We start from the raw sequence: 13,896 nt of genomic DNA on the forward strand, positions 1-13,896 counted from the left end.
GTCTTCGGACGGTGTGCGGAGGGTCAGGTCAGCCCCGCAGGGCGACGAGCCCTCGCGCGAGGGGGGCGAGATCCAGGTGGTTGACCTCGAGGACCTGCTGGACTGCGGCGGCGGGGAAGGCGTCCGGTCCGTGGACGGCTCCGAGGACGGCGCCGGCCATCGCCGCGACGGTGTCGGTGTCGCCGCCGAGCGAGGCCGCTGTGCACAGCGCCTCGAACGGGTCTTCTCGACCGAGGTCGACGAGGAGGAGTGCGGCGACGACGGATTCCTGGGACTGCACCGAGGTGCCCACGACGTCGTAGAGGAAGCGGTCCCTCTCGGCGGGAGACATCGCGCGCAGCGGCTCCTGGAAGGCGGTGAAGCGTGCAGGGATCGACCCGCCTGCGATCCAGTTCCCCCGGTCCTCGCCCTGTGCGGCGGCGGCGACCGCGGCGGCGAGCGCCGCGTCGGTGCCCGTGCCGTCGACCGCGGAGGAGACCGCGGAGGCGATTGCTGCCGCTCCCGAGATGCCGAGACCTGTCCGGTGAGTCACCTGGCTCGCGGTGATGACGGCGTCGAGAAGGGCTTCGCCGGGTGAGTGAGCGATGCCCACGGGGGCGATGCGCATCGCCGCTCCGTTGGTGGTGCCGAAGCGTCCGGTCTCCTCCACGGGAACTCCGGCCTGCAGCTTCTCGAGCGCGCTCTTCGTGGAAGGTCCCAGGAGGTCGCGTGACCCTCGCCGGATCATGTCCTGCTCCCACGCGATGAGCGACTCGGCGAAGCGGTGAGGGTTCACCTGGCCGTCGCCCTCGATGACGAGCTCGGCGAGCAGGATGGCCTGCTCCGTGTCGTCGGTGATGGAGCCTGCCGGCATTCCCGGGGCGATGGGCTGGTCAGGCCCGGCGTCCACCAGCCCGGCGATGCGGCCGTGGCGCTCCTGGATGCGCGTGCGCGAGAGCGACTGCGTCGGCATCCCCAGAGCATCGCCGAGCGCCAGTCCGGTGAGTGCGCCGAGCGCCCTCTGGTCGCGGGTAGGGCGGGGGCTGCGCGGGTGGCGGACCATCATTCGTCTCCGAAGGTCAGGGAAAGGGTGAAGTGCGCGGGGTCGAGGAGGGAGACGACGTGCTCGACGAAGCGGCCGTCGCTCGTGAACGATGTCCGTGCCGTACGGAGGAACGCGATCCCCGGGTCACGGTGGAGAATCCGTGCCTCGCGCTCGTCGAGCGGGCGGACGTCGACCGACTGCGTGCCGCGCGCCGGGACCAGCCCTGCCTGCTGGAGCGTCGTGGAGAGCGATCCGTCGACGAGCCCGTCGGTCGGCAGCGACCGCAGATCGCCTTCGGAGGGGACCGTGGCGCACTCGAAGGAGATCGGGCCGCCCTGCTCGGCGGTGGGGCGCAGCCTGCGGACACGCCGCACGCAGAGGCCCTCCTCGAGGACCACCTTCTCGGGCAGCAGCGGGATCTCCTCCCGGCGGACACGCTCGATGCCCAGGAGTCTGGTGTCCACGTCGCCGCCGGCAGCGGCAAGAGCATGGGCCCAGCCGAACTGCTGATCCAGCTGGTGACCGTCGAAGATCACGAAGGAGCCGCGCCCGCCCTCCGTCGCGATGAGGCTGCGGTGCTGGAGCTCGCTGAGAGCTTGGCGGACCGTCCCCCGAGACACTCCGAACTCCTCGGCGAGCTTGAGCTCGCCCTCGAGCCTCTGGCCCGGTTCGTACTCGCCCTCCCAGATGCGACGGGAGAGGGTCTCGACGATCGTCCGGCGCTTGCCGAGACTTACTTGTGCAGACATGTATATACATGTACACCATCAGAGCGGCCGACGCCAATGCCGTCCGGACTGCTCGTGCGCCGACCCGGCGCGGGAAGACTGCTGGCCGTCGAACTCGTCGAGCTGCAGAACCGGAGGTGCGTCCTCTCCGTTCGAGCGGCGGCGGTTCAGCCCGAGCGTCGGCGGTGGTACCAGACCAGACCCGCGCCCCCGAGCAGGGACAGGGCGGCGAGTGCTGCGGGGCCGGTGACGTCCGTGCCCGTCTCGGCCAGCTCGTCCCCGTCGGCGACGGAGGCGCGGCCGTCCTCCGTGCCGTTGCTCCCGTCGTCGCCGGAGCCTCCGACGGCGTCGTCCGCGTTCGGGGCGTCGGCGCCTGCGGGGCTGCCGGCCTCCTCGGGCGAGATGCCCACCTGGCCCCCCGAGACGCCGTGGGCGAACAGCGAGGTCATGAGCACCGCGAGCTCCGCGGCCTCCTGCTCCTCGTCGGTGTGCTCGGGTGCGGTGGACGAGTCGTCGGTGTCGGGGCTGGGCGGGGGCGGGGAGTTGGTCTTCTGTTCGCCGGCGGAGGTGTCGTCGTCCGAAGAGCCGGAGCCGGAGCCGGAGCCGTTGCCGTTGCCGGAGGCGGAACCGGTGCCGTCCTGGTCCTGGTCCTGGCTCTGTCCCTGGTCCTGCTCGCCGGCGCTGTCGTCGGACCCGTCGTCATCATTGCTGTCGTCGGAACCGTTGCTGTCGTCGGAGCCGCCGTCACCGCCGGCATCGTCGTTCCCACCGGTGTCATCGTTGCCGCCGGTGTCGTCGTTCCCACCGGTGTCGTCGTTCCCGTCGCCGGAACCGTCGTCGCCGCCGGCATCGTCGTTCCCACCGGTGTCGTCGTTCCCGCCGGTGTCGTCGTTCCCGTCGCCGGAACCGTCGTCGCCGCCGGCATCGTCGTTCCCACCGGTGTCGTCGTTCCCGCCGGTGTCATCGTTCCCGCCGGTGTCGTCGTTCCCGTCGCCGGAACCGTCGTCGCCGCCGGCATCGTCGTTCCCACCGGTGTCATCGTTCCCATCGCCTGAACCGTCGTCGCCGCCGGGATCGTCATTACCGTCGTCGTTCCCGTCGCCGCCGGGATCGTCACTGGCGGGGGGATCCGTTTCCGGCGGATCCGTCTCCTTGGGCGGTTCCGTCTCCTCGGGCGGCGGCTCCGCGGTCGCCTCGAAGGTTCCGTCGGCCGTCTCCCTATCGACGGTCACGACCACCGTGTACGTGCCCGGCTCGGTCGTCAGCAGCTCGCCGGAGCTGGAGACGGTCCCGTTGCCGTCCGCCTTGACCTGGGCCGTCTTGTGGGAGTCCTGCGTCCCCTGCAGGAAGATCTCGACCGTGCCCGCGGCGCGCGGGGTGAAGCAGCTGCCGGTCACGGAGACGGCGTCCCCGGCCATCACGTCCGTGGCGGACGCCGTCGGCCGCGCGTCCTCCGCGCAGTCCCCTGCCGTCGGCCCGGTCTCCGTCTGTCCGGTCTCGGTCTGCTCGTCCTGCGGCGGCGCCGGCGCAGCCTGTGCCGCCGCCGGACCGCCCGCGCATGCCAGGGCGAGCAGCAGTCCTGCCCCCAGGCGCACTGGAGTTCGGCCGGGACGGACGGGCATCAGAACTCCTCCCACGACAAACTGGACCGGTCATACTGTATGAGGCATAGCCGTCCGCAGGTTCCAGGGCCGTTCATCCTGGGGCAAATTGTTCTTGAACGTCTGTCACGGTGGTGACATGAAGGAGCTCGTCATGACGCAGGACGACATCGCCGTCGGCTCCTCCCGTGATCCCTGGCACCCGGACAACCGCTCCCCGGCCCGCACCGACAGCGGCCCCGACCCCGCCCGTGAGCCCGACGGCACCCTCACCGAGTCGCAGGCGAAGGAGATCGCGGCCGAGGCCGAGTCCGTGGTCGAGGAGATCGCCACCGTCGTCGAGGGCAAGAACGAGGTGGCCCGCATCGCGGTGCTCGTGCTGCTGGCCGGCGGGCACCTGCTCATCGAGGACATCCCCGGCGTGGGCAAGACGATGCTCGCCAAGTCCCTGGCCGCCTCCCTCGGCGCCGAGCGCCACCGCATCCAGTTCACCCCCGACCTGCTGCCCGGCGACGTCACCGGCGCGAGCGTGTTCAACCAGGCCAGCAGCGAGTTCGAGTTCCGCCCCGGTGCGGTGTTCACCCAGATCCTGCTGGCCGACGAGATCAACCGCGCGTCCCCGAAGACCCAATCCGCCCTGCTCGAGGCGATGGAGGAGCGGCAGGTCAGCGTCGACGGCACCACCTACGCCCTCGCCGAGCCGTTCATGGTGGTCGCCACCGCCAACCCCGTCGAGATGGAGGGCACCTACCGGCTGCCCGAGGCGCAGCGCGACCGCTTCCTGGCCCAGACCACCATGGGCTACCCGGTCCCCGCCGCCGAGGCGCGCATGCTCGCCGCCCAGTCGGGCCCGGTGCGCGAGGGCGACCACGACGTCCTCGACGCCATCGCCCGGCGCACCACCCCCGAGCGGATCGCCGCCCACGTCCACGCGGTGCGCAGCATCTACGCCTCCCCGGTGATCCTCGACTACGTGGTGCGCCTGGCCGAGGCGACCCGCGCCCATCCGCAGGTCACCCTCGGCGCCTCGCCCCGCGCCGCCGTGCACCTGGTGCGCGCCGCCAAGGCGAACGCCGCGCTCGCCGGACGCACCTTCATCGGCCCCCAGGACGTCGCCGACGTGATCATGCCCGTGTGGCGCCACCGCATGCACCTGACCCCGCAGGCCCTCTCGCGCGGAGCGAGCGCCGGGGAGCTCGTCGATCAGGTGCTGCGCAGCACCCCGCAGTCGTGACCGGCCGCCCGGGCACGGTGCTGCGCCCCACCGGGCGCGGCATCGCCGTGCTCGTGGCGTGCCCGGTGCTGTGGATCCTGGGCGACCTGGCCCGCGTGGAGCCCGCGCGGCAGCTCGCCGTCGGACTGCTGCTCCTGCTCCTGATCGGCGCGATCGGCATCGCGGTCTGCAGCGTCGGCCTGCACCCCTACCGGCGCCTGCTGGACGACGCCGTGCCCGTGGGCGCCGTGGCGAGGGTGATGCTCGAGCTCCGCACCACCGCCTGGATCACCGTGCTGCCGCTGGGGCGCGGGATCGTGCGCGAGGACCTCCCCGAACCGCTCGGCGGCCAGGGCGACCTGCCGCTGGACCAGCGCATGCCGCACGTGGTGCGCGTCGGCCGACGGGGCGGCCACGACCTGGGCCCCTATGCCGTGATCGTCCGCGACGTGCTGGGGATCTTCCACCTGCGCCGCACCGTCGAGGACGGCCTGCGCATCACCGGGCTGCCCGTGGTCGCCGAGATGTCACCCGCCGCCGCGCGCGCGACCGGCATCACCCGCGAGGGCGCCATGAGCGCCGCCCCCGCCCCCGGCGTCGGCGAGATCGGACCCATCGCCCGCCCCTACGCCACCGGCGACGACATCCGCCGCATCCACTGGCGCGCCAGCGCCCGCACCGGCAAGCTCATGACCCGCGAGGACGAGCCCGCCGCCGGGCAGAGCGCCGTGATCGTGCTGGACACCAGCCAGCGGGAGAACCCCTCGGCCCAGGTCGAGGACGCCCTGGTCTCCCACGCCGCGACCGTGCTGGACTCCCTGGGCATGCATGGCTGGGAGGTGCGGGTGGTGGACGCCTCCGGGGACGAGATCACCCGCACCGGCCGCCGCCGCGGCATCCCCGGGCCCTCCCCGCTGGGCAGCGAGGCCGATGCCGTGGAGCAGCGCGCCTCCCTGCTCGCCCTCGCCGAGGTCGACTTCGACGACGACGCCTCCGGCGGCATCGGCCAGGACCACGCCGCCGGTCACACCTCCCTCGCGATCGCTCTCGGGATCGACGACGGCGACCCCTTCTCCGGCCTCGAGCTGGACCGCTTCGCCGGCCGCTCCACCCACCGCACCGCGATCGCGCTGCGGCCCGCGCTCGAGGAAGAGGACACCGGCACCCCCGCTCCGCCGCGCGCCCGCCGCATGGGACCGGCCGACGGCGAGGACTTCGGCCACGCCCACGAGCAGCACGTGCAGGAGCTCGAGGCCGTCCGCGAGCGCCACGCCCCCACCCGCTCCCGCCTCGGCGCCTGGACGCTGGTGCGGGGCACCACCGCGGACACCCTCACCGACCTGATGACCACGGCCGAGGAGGCGAGTCGCCCATGAGCCCGCTGATGGGCCGCCCCTCCCTCGAGGGCCGCGATCTCACCGTCCGCGCCCTGCTGCTTCTGGTCGCGATGCTGCTCGCCTCCGCCCCCGTCTCCCAGCTGCTGGCCGGCTCCTCCTGGCTGCTGCTGACCCTGACCACCGCCGCCCCCGTGATCCTCGGCGGCATCGTGCTGCGCACCGTGCTGCGCCACAAGATGCTGGTCCCGCTCGCCCAGGCCGGTCTGATCGTGGTGCTGGTGCTGGTGGTCGAGCTCTCCCAGGGCCTCACCAGCTGGCAGGACGGCCCGGTCGCCCTGGTGCGCGACCAGGGCCGGATCATCGCCGAGGGCGGCAACGAGCTGGCCTCCGGCCTGGCGCCGCTGACCCTCGGCGCCTACGGCACCGTCATCGTGGTCACGATGATCGCGCTGGTCGCGCTGCTGCTGGACCTGATGTTCCTGGACCTGGGCTGGCACACCCCCACCGGGCTGGTGCTGATGGCCTCGCTGCTGGTCCCGGCCCTGCAGCAGCCGGCCGGCGGGCCGTGGTGGAACGTCGCCGCGCCGATCCTCGCCGGCGCCCTGATCCTCGCCACCCGTACCGTGCACGCCGATCCCCGCTACCTGCGCGGCGACCGTCGGCCGCAGGCGGGGCCCCTGGCGGACCCGAGCCGCACCCTCACCGTGAGCGCGCTGTGCGTGGCGCTGATCGCCGTGGGCACCCCGCTGCTCGCCCCCGTGCTGCCGCAGCTGGCCCCGACCCGGATCGCCCTGAACATCGACGTGCTCAACCGCTGGCAGGACCCCGCCGCCTCCGCTCCCGGCCCGGTGATGATCGACGACGACGTCTCCGTGCGCCGCTCCCTGCTGCAGCAGGAGGACACCGAGGTGCTGCGCTACACCACCACCGCCGAGGACCCCTCCTACTTCCGCATGCGCACTCTGAACACCTTCGACGGCGAGACTTTCCGCGGGAACGCCGAGGGGGAGGAGCTGGCCCTGGGGCTGGCCGCCTTCAGCGACGCACGGGACGACGGCGTCCCGGCGCGGGGCAGCGCCGACGACTTCATCGAGACGGACGTCGAGATCAGGAGCCTGACCGGGGACCGCCTGCCGGTGCCGGACAACGTGCGCTCCATCGAGGGCACCAGCCGCGAGGTGGGTCGGGCGATCACCCTGCAGCCCTCCAACGGCGAGATCGCGCTGTCCCGGGTGCGCAGCGGACTGGTCGGCCAGAGCTACCAGATCCTCTCCGAGCCGAGCACCGCGGGCGCGGAGGAGCTGCGCGCGGTGGACCCGGCCGTGTTCGAGCAGCCCTTCGACGTCGGCTACACCTCCCGCGAGGAGGTGCCCGACATCGCCGCCGAGCTCGCCGCCGAGGTCGCCGAGGAGGCCGGGACCGACAACGCCTTCGACACCGCGGTCGCCTACCAGGACTACTTCCGCAGCACCTTCGCCTACTCCCTGACCGTCAACACGGGGCTGGGGGAGGACCCGCTGGAGTCCTTCCTGGAGGACCGCATCGGCTACTGCGAGCAGTTCGCCGCGACGTTCGCGCTGATGATGACCGCACAGGGATACCCCTCCCGGGTGGTCATCGGCTTCACCGCGGGCGAGGCCGACGGGGACCAGCGCACGGTCACCGCGAAGAACGCCCACGCCTGGCCCGAGGTGTGGTTCGGGCCCGAGCACGGCTGGGTGCGCTTCGAGCCGACGCCCGCGGCGGCCGCCAACGGCGTGGACCCGCCCGGCGTGACCGAGGACCGGGGACAGGACGAGGAGACCGCCCCCACCCCGGAGGAGCCGGAGGAGGCGGAGGAGACCACCGACGAGGAGGGCACCACCGAGGAGGGCACCACCGAGGATGACACCACCGAGGACTCCGAGGCCGCCGAGGACTCGGACGGCGGGGAGATCGGCCCCTCCGAGGAGACGGTGAACCGCATCGAAGGGGGCCTGGTCAGCCTGCTGGCGCTGGGCGCCCTGCTCGCCGCCGGTGCGGCGGCCGCGGTGATCCTGATCCGTCGCCGACGGGTGCTGGCCCGCGACGAGCGCTGGGCCGCGCTGCTCGTCGGTGGTGGTGGGGGTGGTGCTGGCGATGGTGGTGCTGGTGGTGGCGGTGCTGGTGGTGGTGGCCAGGGCTCGGTCGGGGGAGCCGGGACCGAGGGTGCGGAGGGCGGAGCGGGCTCGGCCGGAGCCGGCAGCGCCGGTGGCAGCGCCGAGGCCGGGGGAGGAGCGCCCGGTGGCAGCGCCGGGGCAGCGCTCGCGGCAGAGCGGATGCACCGTCGGGCCGGGGAGCTGGCCTGGTCCGAGCTGACCGCCGAGCTCTCCGTGCGCGAGTTCGCGATCCGCTGGATCGGGATCACCGGCGCCTGGGGCCGGCCGCCCACCCGGATCGCGCTGGATCCCGCCCTTCCCCCGCAGCGTGCCCTGGAGGACCTGCTCGACCAGATCGACGCCGGCGAGCCCGAGGTCACGCCCGATCATCGTGCCGCCGCCGCGCGCATCGCCGAGGCCTACACCGCCGCGCGCTACGCCGCCCCGCTCCCGGACCAGGCCCTCGCGAGTCCGGCCGTCGCCGACCCCGCTCCCGAGCACCCTGACCTCTCCGCGAGCCCCGAGCCCTCCGCGCCCTCCGCGCCGTCCGGGACTTCCGTGCCCTCCGCGCCGTCCGGGACTTCCGTGCCCTCCGCTCCTTCCGGGACTTCCGTGCCCTCTGAGCCCGTCGGCACCACGGAGCCTGTCCCGTCAGCGGGGCAGACTGGGGGGAATCTGGCGGTGAATACCCCAACTTCGCCCCGCTCAGCCGCGGACGGGTCCGCGGAGCGCGCACAGAGGGCGCCGCAACCTCTCCGCGTCGGTGGCGATGCCGAGCGCCCCATGCATCCGCTGCGCCGTGATTCCGACCGGATCATCGAGCTCATCCGCACCGCCCGCTGACCTGCCTGGCCCGTTGGACTGCCGGACCAGTGGACGTGCCGGACCAGTGGACTGCCGGCCCCGTGGTCGCGCCGGACCAGTGGATGTACCGGCCCCACTGATCCGCTCGTCCCGCTCGTCCCCCTCTGCGCCGGCTCGTCCCGCTCTGTCCGCTCGTGCCGCCAGGCCTCCGGCGCGGCGGCCCGTTCAGGAAGCTGTGCCGCTCCGTCACCGGCACCCACCCCCACCCCCGACCCCTGAGCGGGGCAAAGGTGGGGGATTGGGGGATCGATTCCCCCAACTCTGCCCCGCTCGGTGTGGGTGGGATTCCCGGTAGGCGGGGAGGGATCCCCTCTCGAGGCGAGGGGAGTCGTTCGGCGCGAGGAGCGGCATGCGGGGGCCGATGCTGCCCGACGGCTCGGTGAGCGGGGCAAAGGTGGGGGATTGGGGGATCGATTCCCCCAACTCTGCCCCGCTCGGCCTCGATGCAGGCACAGGCGCCCCGGCGCCGGCCCGGCCCCGGCCCCGGTCGCCCGGCCTCGGCCTCGGCCCCGCCGCCGGTCGCCCCGCCTCGCCCCCGCCCCCGGTCGCCCCGCCACCGGCGCCCGGGCCGTCTGCGCCGTCGGCGTCAGCCCTTCACCGCGCCCTCGGAGAGGCCGGAGACGAAGTGGCGCTGGTTGAACAGGAAGACCAGGAGCACGGGGACGGTGACGATGATCGTCGCGGCCATCAGCGGCGCGTACTGGACGTTGCCGGCCTGGCTGAAGCCGGTGAGCGCCAGCTGCACGGTCTGGCTCCTCGGCGACGAGGAGACCACCAGCGGCCACAGCAGGTCGTCCCACACCGCGGTGAAGGAGAAGATCGCGACCACGGCGACGATCGGCCGGGACAGCGGCAGGAAGACGGACCAGAAGATCCGCAGCTCCCCGGCCCCGTCGATCCGGGCCGCCTCGGCGAGCTCGGGGCTCATCCCCTTGTAGAACTGTCGCACCAGGAAGATGCTCATCGTCCCCACCAGGTACGGGATCGCGATCCCGCCCAGGGTGTCGGTCAGCCCGCTGCCGCCCCGACCCAGGATGTCGTTCCCTCCCGCGAGCGGGAAGCTCGAGACCATCAGGAACAGCGGGATCAGGGTGACCGCGACCGGGATCGCGGCGGTGGCGAGCACGATGTAGAACAGCACCGTGCTGCCGCGGAAGGGCAGATGCGCGAAGGCATAGCCGGCCGCCACCGTGATGAGGCAGTTCGTCAGCACCGACACCAGCGCCACCACGGTCGAGTTCAGGAAGGCGCGGCCGAGGTTCCCGACCGTCAGCGCCGTGACGAAGTTGTCGATCGTCGGAGCGTCGGGCCAGATCTTCACGTCGCGGAAGGCGTCCTCGGCGGGCGTGACAGCGAGGCTGACCATCCACAGGAAGGGGAACAGCACCAGCAGCGTGGCGATCAGCAGCAGCACCATGTTGAGGGCTCGGGCACGGCCCGCGCGGGTGAGGCGGGGCCGACGGGTCGGCTGCGTCGCGGTCGTGGGGGCGGCGGTGCTCATCGTTCCCTCCCGGCGCGCAGGGCGATCAGGGTCAGGCCTGCGATGAAGGCGAACAGCACGAAGGCCATGGCGGAGGCCGAGCCCATGCTGCTGTAGTCGAAGGCCTCGGTGTAGATCAGGTAGTTCACGGTGGTGGTGGAGTCCAGCGGCCCGCCGGAGGTCAGCACGAAGATCTCCGCGAAGCTCTGGGAGAGGTAGATGACGTCCATCGCGATCACGTAGACGAGCATCGGGCGCAGCCCCGGCAGGGTCACGTGGCGGAAGCGCTGCCAGCGGCCCGCGCCGTCGATGCCGGCCGCCTCGTAGAGCTCCTTCGGAATGGTCTGCAGCCCGGCCAGGAGCAGCACCATGTTGGAGCCGAGCGCCTTCCAGATGCGCATCGCGGTCACGCCGTTCAGCGCGGTCTCGGGATCGTTCAGCCATCGCTGCGGGCCCAGTCCGACCGTCCCGAGCATCTCGTTGAACAGGCCGTTCTGCGAGTACATCCACAGCCAGATCATGCTCACCGCGGTGAGCGAGACGATGTGCGGGATGTACAGGGCGGAGCGGAAGATGCCCACGCCCCGGAAGGGACGGTTCGCGAGCATGGCCAGCACCAGCGCGATCACCACGGTGGCCGGCAGGACCTGCAGGGTGTAGCGCAGCGTCACCCACAGCGCGTTGCGGAAGTCCGCGTCGGCGGCCAGGGACAGGTAGTTCTCCAGGCCGATGAAGGTCGGCGCGCCCCGCTGCAGGGGGCTGTACTGCGTGAAGCTCAGCACGAAGCCGTAGACCACCGGGGCCAGCTGGAACACGACGACGTAGAGAACCGCCGGCGCCACCAGGAGCATCCCGGCGCGGGCGCGCGCCGCGTGGACGGGACGGCGGCGTCGCGACCTCGCCCCGCCGCCGAGGGAGGCGTCGCCTCCGCCGCCCGCGGCCCCCTCGGCGGAGGAGGCGAGATCGGCCGCCGAGCTCCTCCGTGCTCCGCGAGGATCGCTCCGACCTCTACGGCCGCGCCGTCGAGGGCCACCTGCGGGGAGAGCTGGGCGTTCAGCGCCTGCTCGAGGTGCCCGGCCAGGGTGTCCCGGATCCGGGTCCACCCGGGAACGTTGGGGTTGGACCGGAAGTGCTCGCTGTTCTCGACGGTGGTCGCGATCGCCGGGCTCTCCTGGACGTAGTCGCTCTCGATCGCGGACTCCCGCGCCGGGACGTGGCCGACCTCCTCCGCGAAGCGGTTGTTGAGCTCGGCCCCGCCGATCAGCGTGATGAACTCCCAGGCGGCGTCCTTCTTCGCGCTGTCGGGATTGATCATCAGGCCCGTCGCGGCACCGCCGAAGGCGGCCGGCTCGGAGCCCTCGAAGGCGAGCACGTCCATGAAGCGCAGGTCCATGTCGGGTGCGGCGCTCATGATCTGCTGGAAGGTCGAGGAGTCCGCGAAGAGCATCGAGGTGTCCTCGGTGACCAGCGGCGACTGCGCCGGCGGGAGGCCGTCCCAGGTGCCGCCGAGCCCGCTGTCCACCGGGGCGTCGCCCTGGTAGAGGCTGACGTACCACGCGAGGGCCTCCACGCCCTCGGGGCCGTTGAACAGCACCTCGGTGCCGTCCTCGCTGAGCAGCTCCCCGCCGTTGGCCCAGAGCATCGTGGTGAAGGCCTGCTGCATGCCGGCGGGCTGGGTGTCGAAGACGATGCCGGCACGCGTGAGGCGCGAGCCGTCCCGGACCGCGAGCGCGTCGGCCGCCTCCTTGAGCTCCTCGAACGTCGTCGGCGGGGTGTCGGGGTCGAGGCCGGCCTCCTCGAAGTGCGCGGCGTTGTATCCCACCTGCCGTCCGGTGCTCGCGATCGGGAACAGGTAGGAGACGTCGTCGACCATGCCGCTGTCCAGGCCGGTCCGCAGGTCGGCGATGTCCTCCTCGTCCATCTGCTCCAGGTAGCCGTCCAGCGGCTCGACGCGGTCGAAGCCGACGAGGTCCGCGACGGCGGCCGGCCCGTGCCCGTAGAGGTCGGGGCCGGTGCCCGAGGAGAACCCCGCGTTGAGCCGCGTGGACATGTCGGGCCAGTCGATGTACGTGGCCGCGGCGCCGCGCCCGGTCGCCTCCGTGAACGCGGGGATCACCACGTCGTCGATGAAGGTCTGCTCCGCGGGGTTGGTCCCGGGGAACCAGAGCACGAGGTCTCCGCCGTCGTCCTCCTCGGGGCCCGATCCGCCGCAGGCGGTCAGGAGCAGGGGCGCTCCCGCGATCGCGGCCGATGCCTGGAGGACGGTGCGTCTGCGCAGGGGGATCACTGTGGTTCCTCTTTTCGTTGTCGTCGACGTCGACGAGGGGCTGCGGTGCCGCTGATCAGGAGGATGATACGTATAAGCTACGATCGGAAGCATAGACATCGAAGTTCACGGCGGTCAACAGTGGCGCGTCGTTGATCTGCAGCTTGAGTCGTTGCAGGACCGCCGCTAGAGTGGCGCTCAGTGCTTATACGAAACAGGAGGCGTGGATGCGAGTTCGTCAGCGCGACATCGCGCAGGCCGCCGGGGTGTCGCAGGCGACCGTCTCCCTCGTCGTGAGCGGGCGCGCCTCCGAGGGAGGCGTCTCCGCGGCCACCCAGGCGCGGATCCGGGCGGCGATGGAGGAGCTCGGCTACGTCCCGGACTCGGCGGCGCGCTCCCTGCGCGGCGGTCGCAGCGGTCTCGTCGGCGTCTTCACCTACGAGCCCGTGTTCCCGGCCCGCCCCGACGAGTACTTCCACGAGTTCCTCGTCGGCATCGAGGTCGGTGCCGCGAACCACGGCCAGGACCTCGTGCTGTTCTCCTCCGCGCAGCAGGCCGACGGGCGGCGGAGCATCTATGCGGGAGGGGCCAGCAGGCTGCAGCACGCCGACGGCTCCGTCATCCTCGGGATGTTCCGCGACGACGACGAGATGGCCCGGCTGGTGAGGGAGCAGTACCCCTTCGTCAGCATCGGCAGGTACGACCCGGTCCCCGAGGCCGCCTGGGTGGCCGTCGACTACGACCGTGCCGTCCACGCGATCGTCGATGACCTGCGCCGCGCCGGCCACCGCCGGATCGCGTACGTCGAAGGAGCCGACACGAGGCTGCCCGCGCTCGCCCGCAGAGCCGCCTTCGCCGCCGCGACCAGCGCGGACGAGTCCACCACCACCACGCTCTTCGACGTCCGGCCCGAGCTGATCGCGCGCTGGAGGGAGGACGGCGTCACCGCCGTCATCGCCGAGAACCCCGAGGTCGCCGAGACCCTCGAGCAGTCCGTGTCCCGACTCGGCCTGCGCATCCCGGACGACCTCTCCGCCGCCTGCCTCGAGGTCCCGCTGCGCAGCGGGCGCGCGGCGAGCTGGTCGCACCTGATCATCCCCAAGCGGGAGGTGGGGATCCGCAGCATCGCCGTGCTCAGCGGCATCCTCGACGGCAGCCTTCCGCGCGACCACCACGAGAGCATGCAGTGCGTGCCCCACCACCTCGGGACCATCTCGCCGCTCGAGAGATGACGGAACGTTCCGCCCGCTCCGCGCGCCGATCCGT

The 13,896-nt window shown here is 72.4% G+C and carries 10 protein-coding genes; 4 read left to right on the top strand and 6 right to left on the bottom strand.

The window, feature by feature from the left end; genetic code table 11:
• Positions 1 to 28 precede the first annotated feature (28 nt).
• The 3 genes from ACT3SP_RS10110 to ACT3SP_RS10120 form a co-directional block, all read right to left on the bottom strand.
• Positions 29 to 1,045 carry an ADP-ribosylglycohydrolase family protein gene (locus ACT3SP_RS10110; RefSeq protein ID WP_444587159.1) on the bottom strand — a complete coding sequence of 339 codons (1,017 nt, stop codon included), beginning with the start codon at positions 1,043 to 1,045 and terminating at the stop codon, positions 29 to 31.
• Positions 1,042 to 1,773 carry a GntR family transcriptional regulator gene (locus ACT3SP_RS10115; RefSeq protein WP_444587160.1) on the bottom strand — a complete coding sequence of 244 codons (732 nt, stop codon included), beginning with the start codon at positions 1,771 to 1,773 and terminating at the stop codon, positions 1,042 to 1,044. Before ACT3SP_RS10115 ends, ACT3SP_RS10110 begins: the two co-directional genes overlap by 4 nt.
• Before the next feature lie 146 nt (positions 1,774 to 1,919).
• Positions 1,920 to 3,374, bottom strand: coding sequence for an LPXTG cell wall anchor domain-containing protein (locus tag ACT3SP_RS10120; RefSeq protein WP_444587161.1), 1,455 nt, complete (start codon positions 3,372 to 3,374; stop codon positions 1,920 to 1,922).
• Between the two features lie 133 nt (positions 3,375 to 3,507).
• Here ACT3SP_RS10120 and ACT3SP_RS10125 point away from each other — a divergent pair, with 133 nt between their 5' ends.
• From ACT3SP_RS10125 to ACT3SP_RS10135, 3 genes are read left to right on the top strand one after another with little or no spacing between them, the layout of a single operon-like run.
• Entirely contained in the window at positions 3,508 to 4,587 is a 1,080-nt protein-coding gene (locus ACT3SP_RS10125) for an AAA family ATPase (protein ID WP_444587162.1), read from the top strand.
• Complete coding sequence (locus ACT3SP_RS10130; protein WP_444587163.1) at positions 4,584 to 5,942, top strand: DUF58 domain-containing protein; 1,359 nt, start codon at positions 4,584 to 4,586, stop codon at positions 5,940 to 5,942. Before ACT3SP_RS10125 ends, ACT3SP_RS10130 begins: the two co-directional genes overlap by 4 nt.
• Positions 5,939 to 8,863: a transglutaminaseTgpA domain-containing protein gene (locus tag ACT3SP_RS10135; RefSeq protein WP_444587164.1), complete on the top strand. Its 2,925-nt coding sequence runs from the start codon at positions 5,939 to 5,941 to the stop codon at positions 8,861 to 8,863. The genes ACT3SP_RS10130 and ACT3SP_RS10135 overlap by 4 nt, the downstream gene beginning before the upstream one ends.
• 607 nt (positions 8,864 to 9,470) lie before the next feature.
• Here the strand turns inward: ACT3SP_RS10135 and ACT3SP_RS10140 are convergent.
• From ACT3SP_RS10140 to ACT3SP_RS10150, 3 genes are read right to left on the bottom strand one after another with little or no spacing between them, the layout of a single operon-like run.
• A complete protein-coding gene (locus ACT3SP_RS10140) occupies positions 9,471 to 10,385 on the bottom strand; it encodes a carbohydrate ABC transporter permease (protein ID WP_444587165.1) in 915 nt (304 codons plus the stop codon).
• Positions 10,382 to 11,206 (bottom strand): carbohydrate ABC transporter permease, encoded by an 825-nt coding sequence (locus ACT3SP_RS10145; protein WP_444587166.1) that lies wholly within the window; start codon positions 11,204 to 11,206, stop codon positions 10,382 to 10,384. Before ACT3SP_RS10145 ends, ACT3SP_RS10140 begins: the two co-directional genes overlap by 4 nt.
• Positions 11,140 to 12,651: an ABC transporter substrate-binding protein gene (locus tag ACT3SP_RS10150; protein ID WP_444587167.1), complete on the bottom strand. Its 1,512-nt coding sequence runs from the start codon at positions 12,649 to 12,651 to the stop codon at positions 11,140 to 11,142. The genes ACT3SP_RS10145 and ACT3SP_RS10150 overlap by 67 nt, the downstream gene beginning before the upstream one ends.
• 206 nt (positions 12,652 to 12,857) lie before the next feature.
• Between ACT3SP_RS10150 and ACT3SP_RS10155 the strand changes: the two genes are divergently transcribed.
• A complete protein-coding gene (locus ACT3SP_RS10155) occupies positions 12,858 to 13,862 on the top strand; it encodes a LacI family DNA-binding transcriptional regulator (RefSeq protein ID WP_444587168.1) in 1,005 nt (334 codons plus the stop codon).
• Positions 13,863 to 13,896: the final 34 nt, after the last annotated feature.

The sequence above is a fragment of the Brachybacterium sp. AOP43-C2-M15 genome (genome assembly GCF_052446295.1).
In the GTDB taxonomy this organism is placed as follows: Bacteria; Actinomycetota; Actinomycetes; order Actinomycetales; family Dermabacteraceae; genus Brachybacterium.

Bases quoted from the DNA above. Each gene is read 5' to 3' on its own strand.
- ACT3SP_RS10125 (WP_444587162.1), top strand. From the start codon at position 3,508: ATGACGCAGGACGACATCGCCGTCGGCTCCTCCCGTGATCCCTGGCAC.
- ACT3SP_RS10120 (WP_444587161.1), bottom strand. From the start codon at position 3,374: ATGCCCGTCCGTCCCGGCCGAACTCCAGTGCGCCTGGGGGCAGGACTG.
- ACT3SP_RS10110 (WP_444587159.1), bottom strand. From the start codon at position 1,045: ATGATGGTCCGCCACCCGCGCAGCCCCCGCCCTACCCGCGACCAGAGG.
- ACT3SP_RS10155 (WP_444587168.1), top strand. From the start codon at position 12,858: ATGCGAGTTCGTCAGCGCGACATCGCGCAGGCCGCCGGGGTGTCGCAG.
- ACT3SP_RS10140 (WP_444587165.1), bottom strand. From the start codon at position 10,385: ATGAGCACCGCCGCCCCCACGACCGCGACGCAGCCGACCCGTCGGCCC.
- ACT3SP_RS10115 (WP_444587160.1), bottom strand. From the start codon at position 1,773: ATGTCTGCACAAGTAAGTCTCGGCAAGCGCCGGACGATCGTCGAGACC.
- ACT3SP_RS10135 (WP_444587164.1), top strand. From the start codon at position 5,939: ATGAGCCCGCTGATGGGCCGCCCCTCCCTCGAGGGCCGCGATCTCACC.